Source organism: Phormidium tenue FACHB-1050, assembly GCF_014696925.1.
Lineage (GTDB): Bacteria > Cyanobacteriota > Cyanobacteriia > Pseudanabaenales > Pseudanabaenaceae > Pseudanabaena.
This window is the reverse complement of sequence record NZ_JACJQY010000061.1, coordinates 21549-28929: the sequence shown is the minus strand read 5'-3', so window position 1 is coordinate 28929 and position 7381 is coordinate 21549. Positions and strand designations below refer to the sequence as shown.

Genomic DNA, 7381 nt, shown 5'->3' with positions numbered 1-7381 from the left:
ATTTGCCTCGATAAATTCTTGCAGTTCTTCGGTCATGTTTTTCTCTTCTAAAATTATTTTCCTGATTTCTACTTTCTCACAACTCATTTAGGATTGCTATAGAATGGCGACAGCTATAAAAAAGTAGAGGCAATTCATGAATTGCCTCTACTTTTTTAATTGATTAATGGTCTGAATCCATGTTTGATTGACACTTCACCAATTTTGTCCATGTTCTCAATACTGATTTGGTTGCGTCCCCAAGAGAAATTAGTATGCCAACCTTCAAACTCTAAAAGCATCGATTCTGCAAAACAGGCAAAAAGCTGACGAGCTGGGGCTGTCATATTCACGATTTTCATGATTTTCCAATCAATATCGAGACTATGCTCGACGATGCCCCCATCAATGACATGAATGCCTTCTTCTTGAACCAGAGTAGACATATTTTTAGGATAGCCGCCATCAATCAGGATGCAAGGATGCTTGAGAGTGGCAGGATCGATCGCCATCCCCTTTGCCATACTCGCCACCCACACAATAATGTCAGACTGCGGTAGGGCTTCATCAATCTCTAAAACCTTACCGCGACCAAGTTGAGCCTGTAGCTCCTGCAATCGCTCCCGATTACGAGCGACGAGCAGTAATTCTTTGATATTAGTCCGCGCATCCAGCCAACGACAAACCGCACTGCCGATGTCACCTGTTGCGCCGCAGACTGTGACCGTAGCTTTAGCTAAGTCAATCCCAAATTTACGACTTGCTTCTTCGATCTGACGACAAATGATATATGCGGTATGCGTATTCCCCGTAGTAAAGCGATTAAATTCTAGTTGAATGTTTCGCACGCTCGACATCTGACTAAGATTGAAGTTCTCGAAAATAATCGAGGAAAATCCTCCCAAAGCAGTGATATCCACATCATTCTTTTGAGCCAATGCCATTGCATTGAGGATCTTGCGAATGGCAGTTTTGATTTTATTGCCTGCTAACATTTCAGGTAAGAAGCAGGATTCTACATATAGCCCCTCGATCTGCTGACCTGTGGCACTCGTAACCTTGATGCGATCGACAATTTGGGGCGGGGCGCTACACCAAAATTCCAAACCTTGATCGGCGTATTCGGGATAGCCTAATTCCCTTGCTACAGACTGAGCGTGTTCAAGACTTGTCAAATGCCCTATAAGACCAAACATCGATTGCGTTACCAGTTACAGTTGTCAACGAAAAAGGGTTTCCCTCATCCCCCTTCCCCTTCTCCCAAAGGGGGAGAAGGGGAGGAAAGATTCTAAGTCCCCTCTCCCTCATTGGGAGAGGGGCTAGGGGTGAGGGTCTTAGCAAATAATTAAGCAGCGACCAAACCCATTGCAGACATTCTCATGATGTCGCGAGTATTAAAGCCGATTTTGCCGAGACTTTCGCCATATTGAATCATGAAGTCTTCAACCAAAGCTTCTTTTTCCATGCCAAGGACTTTGGCATCATTTTCGACTTGGTTGAGCATTTTCCAGACGATGGGCAAGTTTTGACGATTGGCTTGCTCTAAAGCAGCTTTGGAATCATCAAAATGATTTTGCAACCATTCTTCGCCAAAGTTGAGATGCAAGTATTCGTCTTTGACCACGCCTTCAGTGATTTTGCGCGCAAAAGGATCGGCAACAGGAATATAGATGTTGTAAGCAGCGATCGCAAAGCACTCGATGATGAGTGATTGGATCAGCAGACAAGTAACGATATCCCCTGTTGCAAACGCTTTTTGAAAATTGCCATGCAATTCAGCAAAGAATTTTTCTGCAAAGTCCATATCAGGTGTGACTTTGAGGTTTTTACCACAGGCGATAAAGCCTTTTTTGTGGCGATCCTCCATCTTGGCAAGTCTGGTAAAATCTTCAGTAAATTCGGGCAGTAGCTCTCCTAGTTGGAGATAATTGCTGTACGCCTCCGCTTCTCCTTCAATGACAATGGCATTGATTCGACTGTAGGCATCGCGATAGTTTTCTGTGTGATAGTCAATCGCTACAGCTTCGAGTGTTTGCCCCATGTTTTGCCTCTTTAAATATCCCTGCTCAATAAAAGTTAATCTCTTGCTATTTTATGCTAAGTGGACTATGCAATAAAATTAAAACCCATAAAGGTGTGATCAAGCTTCGTAGTCAACACCTTGTCTAAGTTTTAGTTTTTTACACGCCAAAGCGTTAAACTGAAGAATGTCCCTCAACTCGTAGTTATGGCAAGTTTTCTGTTAGAAGTTGGTACTGAAGAGCTACCTGCTAGCTTTATTGTCGATGCTTTGCGCCAATGGCAAGAGCGCATCCCCAAGAATTTAGATGAACACCAACTAACTACGAGTAAGGTCAGTGTCTATGGTACACCTCGCCGTCTTGCCGTACTAATCGAGGGGTTGCCAATCCAACAAAGCGATCGCAGTCTCGAGATTAAGGGGCCAGCAGTTGGCTCAGCCTTTGTGAATGGTGACCCTCAAGGTGAGCCAACCAAGGCTTTGCTAGGTTTTGCCAAGTCTAAAGGTATAGATTTGCAAGATATTTTAATCAAAGAGACGGATAAGGGCGCGTTTGTATTTGCTAATCAGCAAATTATTGGTCGTGAGACGGCAGATATTTTGCAAGAGCTTGCCCCGTCTTGGATTACAGGTTTAGAAGGTAAGCGTTTGATGCGTTGGGGACATGGTGATCTTAAGTTTCCCCGTCCGATTCGTTGGTTGGTGTCGTTATTTAACTCCAAGCTGTTGCCGATCGCTTTAGAAAATGTGCAGAGCGATCGCCTCAGTCAAGGGCATCGCGTATTGCATCCGCGATCGGTAGTAATTGACACCGCCAAAGATTATGTAGAGACTCTGCGCGAAGCTTTTGTTTTAGTCGATGGCAAAGAACGTCAAAAGCATATTCTTACCCAAATCCATAGCATTGTGGAATTATTTGGCGGTAAAGCAGAAATTTCTGAGGATTTATTAGAAGAAGTTACTTACTTGGTAGAATTTCCCACCGCTGTCATTGGTGAATTTGAGCGTGAGTTTTTAGAACTGCCGCAGCCAGTAATTAAGACCGAAATGGTCAGTCATCAACGCTATTTCCCTGTGCATTCGGTCAAAAATCCCGATCAATTATTGCCTCGCTTTATCACGATTTCCAATGGTGACCCTGATAAATCACGTTTGATTGCGGCGGGCAATGGTCGCGTCATTAGAGCGCGGCTTTCTGATGGTAAATTTTTCTACGATAGCGATCGCGCCGTACATTTAGAAACTTTCTTGCCACTACTAGAAAAAGTCACATTTCAAGCTCAACTTGGCTCGGTTGCGGAGAAAGTAGATAGGATTAGGGCGATCGCTAAATCCGTTATTGCATCGATCTCCAATTTAGAAATCACTGAAGCCAATCAAGCTCTGATCGATCGCACCGCGCAACTTGCCAAAGCCGATCTGGTCACGCAGATGGTCAAGGAATTCCCTGAACTCCAAGGACAAATGGGCTATTACTATGCCCTCTCGAGTAATGAACCAGTGGCTGTGGCAACGGGCATTCGTGAGCATTATCAACCCAAAGGTGCAGGTGATACCTTACCCACGACCTTAACGGGGCAGATAATTGCCATTAGCGATCGCATTGATACCCTTGTTGGCATTTTCGGCTTAGGTATTGTTCCCACAGGTTCCTCAGACCCATTTGCGCTGCGTCGGGCTGCGACTGGTGTTGTGCAGATTGCTTGGGAAAGCGGTTTTGCCCTCGATTTACCAAAACTTTTGCAAGATGCGATCGCCATTTATGCTGACAAGAATTTACTAGCACAACCTGCGGAAACGGTTCTTGAAAATCTCTATAAATGGTTTAAGCAACGCTACGAGACGATTTTGGCTGATCAGGGCATTGAGTATGATCTTGTGAATGCAGTTTCAGGTACTGAAGATCTCGCCTATACCTTGCAAGGTTTGAGCAATCTCACCCGCATCAAAGAACGCGCCCACTTCCTCCAAAAATCTCGTGAAAGCGCTACCCTTAGCAGCATCTATGAGCCAATTGTCAGGGCTTCTCGCCTTGCCGTTCAGGGAAATCTTGATAGTGTGACCGTTGACGTGAAAGCTGTTATCAATCCTGACACCTTAACCGAACCAGCAGAACAGAACTTATATCAAGCGATCGCCGCTTTACCGATTCAGCCTAGTGATGAGCAGTTGATGGAGGGGATCAAGGCGATCGCGCCCGTCTTAGCCAAATTCTTTGATGATGTGCTGGTCATGGCTGAAGATCCGCAAGTACGCCAAAATCGCTTGAATCTGCTGGGACTTATCCGCAACTACAGCCGCCAGCTAGCTGACTTTAGTGCCATCCTGAAATAAAGAAAAACAAAGAAGAAGGGACACAATGCGTCCCTTCTTCTTTGTTTAAGGGGGTAATCATTGATTGAATTTTCATATCAAAAACTGGTCGGTGATTAAGTCTGTGAATAAGATTAAAAAAACTTATCAAAAAAATCAAAATACAAACGAAAACTCATCATTTTATTCCTTTGCAAAAACACCTAGAAAGCTCTTCTGGATTGGGCTTTAGTCATTTTGATGGTCTTGAAAGCGATCGATAACTATCACCTATAACCAATGATAGAAATAATAAGCTAGTTGTTCGCTTGGATGCCAAGAGCGATATGATGCGTGTTGATACCCTTGTGGGTGATTGAAATAAACGTAACTTGGCTGAGTGCCTTTAATAGGGTACAAATTCAAGCCCTCGTTTATTTTTTTGGCTGCAATCTTTAAGAGGTTTATTACATTCATGGCTACCTACAAAGTAAGACTGATTAACGAAGCTGACGGACTTGATAAAACTATCGAAGTTCCTTCTGATGAGTACATTCTTGACGTTGCTGAAGCTCAAGGCATCGATCTTCCTTACTCCTGTCGCGCTGGTGCTTGCTCTTCCTGCGCTGGCAAAATCGTTAAGGGTGAAATCGATCAAGCTGATCAGTCCTTTTTGGATGACGATCAAATCGAAGCTGGCTACGCTCTTCTTTGCGTAACCTATGCTCAGTCTGATTGTGAAATCTTGACCCACCAAGAAGAAGCTCTCTACTAATCGCTTCTTTTCATAAATATTTTAAAAGCTCCGATCGCTAGTACTTTATGTACAACGTTCGGAGTTTTTTAGTCTGTGTCATGATTTGATGCTACATTTCTCAGAATCTAAATTGTAAGGAACCGCACCAATTTTGTCTGGCAACGAAGAAGACGATATCGTCACAGAACCGCAGCAGGAATTACCATCCACTGAGCAATTTTCTGGGCAATCTGCTCAACAATCTACAAAGCGATCGCTACTAAATATTGCGACGATTGTGGCGATCGCCACGTTACTGAGCAAAATATTTGGATTACTGCGCCAAGTGGCGATCGCCGCCGCTTTTGGTAACGGTACTGCCTATGGGGCGTATAACTTTGCTTACGTGATCCCTGGGTTCTTGTTGATCTTGCTGGGTGGCATTAATGGACCCTTTCATAGTGCGATCGTTAGTGTGTTAGCCAAACGCGATCGCAAAGAAGTCGCCGCCATCATCGACAGCATCACCACGATCGTTACAGGGATTCTATTGCTGGTGAGCATTGCGCTGGTGATTTTTGCCGAGCCATTGATGCATCTGGTTGCCCCAGGATTATTTGTGCCAGAAGCGGATTTACTGGCTAAAGGAATTTCTGTTGAAACTATTCAAAATCTGAAGATTACTAAAGATATTGCGATTCAGCAGTTTCAGATCATGGCTCCGATGGCAGTCTTAGCGGGACTAGTGGGGATCGGCTTTGGAGCGCTGAATGCTGCTGATGCTTACTGGTTGCCATCGGTCAGCCCCATATTCTCCAGCTTGACCGTGTTGATTGGCATTGGCGGCTTGTTCTGGACAATGGGGAGCAAAATTTTGTTGCCCGAAAATGCGGTGTTGGGCGGTGCGGTACTTGCTTGGGCAACTCTAGCAGGAGCCGTTTTGCAATGGTTGGTGCAACTACCTGTGCAGATGAAAGCTGGCATGGGTGGATTTAAACTGCGGTTTGACTTTCATCGTCCCGAAGTCAAGGAAGTGATGAAAATCATGCTCCCTGCAACTTTTTCATCGGGGATGCTGCAAATTAATGTCTGGACAGATTTATTTTTTGCCTCATTTATCCCCAACGCGGCGGCGGCGGTGTCAGCAATGGGCTATGCAGGATTGCTAGTTCAAACGCCGCTAGGAATCTTGTCGAATGTGATTTTAGTTCCCTTGTTTCCTGTCCTATCGAAGCTCACCGATCCTGAGAACTGGGATGAACTAAAACAGCGTATTCGTCAGGGCTTGATGCTCACGGCGCTGACAATGTTGCCGATTAGTGCAGTGATGGTAGCTTTGGCTTTGCCCATCTCACAGGTAGTTTATGAACGCTATGCTTTCGATGCGGAGGCTTCGCAACTAACTGCTGTGGTTTTAATGGCTTATGCAGTAGGGATGTTTGTGTATTTGGGGCGCGATGTACTGGTGCGCGTGTTTTATGCCCTCGGCGATGGCGACACCCCTTTTAAAATCAGCATTGTCAATATTTTCTTGAATGGACTATTTGATTATTTGCTAGTTCAGAGGTTTGGCGCAGCAGGGATTGTCTTGGCAACGGTTGCGGTGAATGTGATCTCGATGGTGGCGATGATTTATTTCCTCGATCGCCGCCTCAATGGAATGCCACTAAAAAGCTGGAGCATGACGATCTTGGGTTTAATCATCGCCAGTGTGATCGCAGGTGGGGCGAGTTGGGGGATTTATCATTTACTCAGCCAGAGTTTTTACAGCCTCAGCCCCTTCTTGAAATTTGGTGCAAAACTCGGTGGATTAGCGATCGCCAGTGGTGTCGGTTTTACTATTTTTGGGGCGATCGCTATGCAAATGCGAATTCCTGAAATTGGCGCTCTCACCAATCAAATCAAGCGTCGATTTTCACGACGTTAAATACCAGCTTGAACAAGGGGCTTAAGCCCCTTGTTCAAGTTAGTTTAGGTCGCACTTGCGGCATTAATCGCCATTGCATCGGAGATATAACAAACTCCACCAAACTTTTTGGTGACAGGCTTCAGCTTTTCCACCAAAGTCTTGGTTTTATCTTCCAAAAAGAAAGCGATCACATAATCGTTTTCCAACATACTCATATCGAGATCCCCTGAATTCGTTCCACTGACTCCCTTTCCGACGACATTGCGAATCACGGTGTAGTTCAGAACTCCAACTTTTTCCAAAACCTTGATGATTTTGTGAGACTCAACAGAATCAGATACAATTTCGATTCTTTTAACAGCTTGCATGATTTTATTTCTACTAAGTTCTTACTAAATTTCCTGCCTAAACCCAAATCAGATGCGGACGTTTTACATCCCCTATA

The 7381-nt window shown here is 44.6% G+C and carries 6 protein-coding genes; 3 read left to right on the top strand and 3 right to left on the bottom strand.

Annotated features, from left to right (window positions below):
• Positions 1-155: 155 nt before the first annotated feature.
• A complete protein-coding gene (locus tag H6G05_RS23035; RefSeq protein WP_190581963.1) occupies positions 156-1175 on the bottom strand; it encodes a long-chain acyl-[acyl-carrier-protein] reductase in 1020 nt (339 codons plus the stop codon).
• A gap of 149 nt (positions 1176-1324) precedes the next feature.
• The gene (locus tag H6G05_RS23030) at positions 1325-2020 is read right to left on the bottom strand and encodes an aldehyde oxygenase (deformylating) (protein ID WP_190581961.1); all 696 of its coding nucleotides are present in this window, start codon (positions 2018-2020) and stop codon (positions 1325-1327) included.
• 186 nt (positions 2021-2206) lie between these two features.
• Here H6G05_RS23030 and glyS point away from each other — a divergent pair, with 186 nt between their 5' ends.
• The 3 genes from glyS (at position 2207) to murJ (ending at position 6954) form a co-directional block, all read left to right on the top strand.
• Positions 2207-4333: a glycine--tRNA ligase subunit beta gene (glyS, locus tag H6G05_RS23025; protein WP_190581959.1), complete on the top strand. Its 2127-nt coding sequence runs from the start codon at positions 2207-2209 to the stop codon at positions 4331-4333.
• A 433-nt stretch (positions 4334-4766) separates the two neighbouring features.
• Positions 4767-5066 (top strand): 2Fe-2S iron-sulfur cluster-binding protein, encoded by a 300-nt coding sequence (locus H6G05_RS23020; RefSeq protein ID WP_190581957.1) that lies wholly within the window; start codon positions 4767-4769, stop codon positions 5064-5066.
• Between the two features lie 157 nt (positions 5067-5223).
• Positions 5224-6954, top strand: coding sequence for a murein biosynthesis integral membrane protein MurJ (gene murJ / locus H6G05_RS23015; protein ID WP_408962493.1), 1731 nt, complete (start codon positions 5224-5226; stop codon positions 6952-6954).
• Positions 6955-6998: 44 nt separating this feature from the next.
• On the opposite strand, the gene H6G05_RS23010 is transcribed toward murJ, so the two are convergent.
• Entirely contained in the window at positions 6999-7304 is a 306-nt protein-coding gene (locus H6G05_RS23010; protein WP_190581953.1) for a P-II family nitrogen regulator, read from the bottom strand.
• Positions 7305-7381 lie beyond the last annotated feature (77 nt).

Excerpts from the sequence above, each read along its gene's own strand:
- H6G05_RS23035 (WP_190581963.1), bottom strand. The coding sequence starts at position 1,175 with ATGTTTGGTCTTATAGGGCATTTGACAAGTCTTGAACACGCTCAGTCT.
- H6G05_RS23030 (WP_190581961.1), bottom strand. The coding sequence starts at position 2,020 with ATGGGGCAAACACTCGAAGCTGTAGCGATTGACTATCACACAGAAAAC.
- glyS (WP_190581959.1), top strand. The coding sequence starts at position 2,207 with ATGGCAAGTTTTCTGTTAGAAGTTGGTACTGAAGAGCTACCTGCTAGC.
- H6G05_RS23020 (WP_190581957.1), top strand. The coding sequence starts at position 4,767 with ATGGCTACCTACAAAGTAAGACTGATTAACGAAGCTGACGGACTTGAT.
- H6G05_RS23010 (WP_190581953.1), bottom strand. The coding sequence starts at position 7,304 with ATGCAAGCTGTTAAAAGAATCGAAATTGTATCTGATTCTGTTGAGTCT.